At 69.8% G+C, this 1,045-nt stretch carries 1 pseudogene; it reads left to right on the forward strand.

Going from position 1 to position 1,045, the window contains the following annotated elements:
- Positions 1-1,045 (forward strand): annotated as a pseudogene (locus ABZ484_RS38755) (2-oxoglutarate ferredoxin oxidoreductase subunit alpha); the annotation flags it as partial.

A 1,045-nucleotide genomic window follows, 5' to 3' on the forward strand; every position in this document is an offset into this window, starting at 1 on the left:
TCGGACATCCTGCACGAGCTGTCCCGGCACAAGAACTTCGGTGTGCGGACCTTCCAGGCCGAGGACGAGATCGCCGGGATCGGGGCGGCGCTGGGGGCGGCGTTCGGCGGTTCGCTGGCGGTGACCACGACGTCCGGTCCGGGTGTGGCCCTCAAGAGCGAGACCATCGGGCTCGCGGTGAGTCTTGAGCTGCCGTTGCTGGTCGTCGACATCCAGCGCGGCGGCCCCTCCACCGGCCTGCCGACCAAGACCGAGCAGGCGGACCTGTTGCAGGCGATGTACGGGCGCAACGGTGAGGCCCCGGTCCCCGTCCTGGCCCCGCGTACCCCGGCCGACTGCTTCGACGCGGCGCTGGAGGCGGCGCGGATCGCGCTGACCTACCGCACGCCGGTGTTCCTGCTGTCCGACGGCTACCTGGCCAACGGCTCCGAACCCTGGCGGATCCCGGACCTGGACGAACTGCCCGACCTCAGGGTGCAGTTCGCGTCCGGCCCCAACCACACCCTCGCCGACGGCACCGAAACCTTCTGGCCCTACAAACGGGACCCCAAGACCCTGGCCCGGCCGTGGGCGATCCCGGGCACGCCGGGCCTGGAGCACCGCATCGGCGGCATCGAGAAGCAGGACGGCACCGGCAACATCTCCTACGACCCGGCCAACCACGACTTCATGGTCCGCACCCGCCAGGCCAAGATCGACGGCATCCAGGTGCCCGACATCGAGGTCGACGACCCCGACCAGGCCCACACCCTCGTCCTGGGCTGGGGATCCACATACGGGCCGATCACCGCGGCCGTCCGCCGGCTGCGCGCGGCCGGCACGGCGATCGCGCAGGCCCATCTGCGTCACCTCAACCCCTTCCCGAAGAACCTCGGCACGGTCCTGGCGCGCTACGACAAGGTCGTCATCCCCGAGATGAACCTCGGCCAGCTCGCCACCCTCATCCGCGCGAAATACCTGGTCGACGCCCACTCCTACAACCAGGTCAACGGCATGCCCTTCAAGGCCGAGCAGCTCGCCACCGCTCTGAAGGAGACCATCGATG

Source organism: Streptomyces sp. NPDC006393 (assembly GCF_040628575.1).
In the GTDB taxonomy this organism is placed as follows: Bacteria; Actinomycetota; Actinomycetes; order Streptomycetales; family Streptomycetaceae; genus Streptomyces.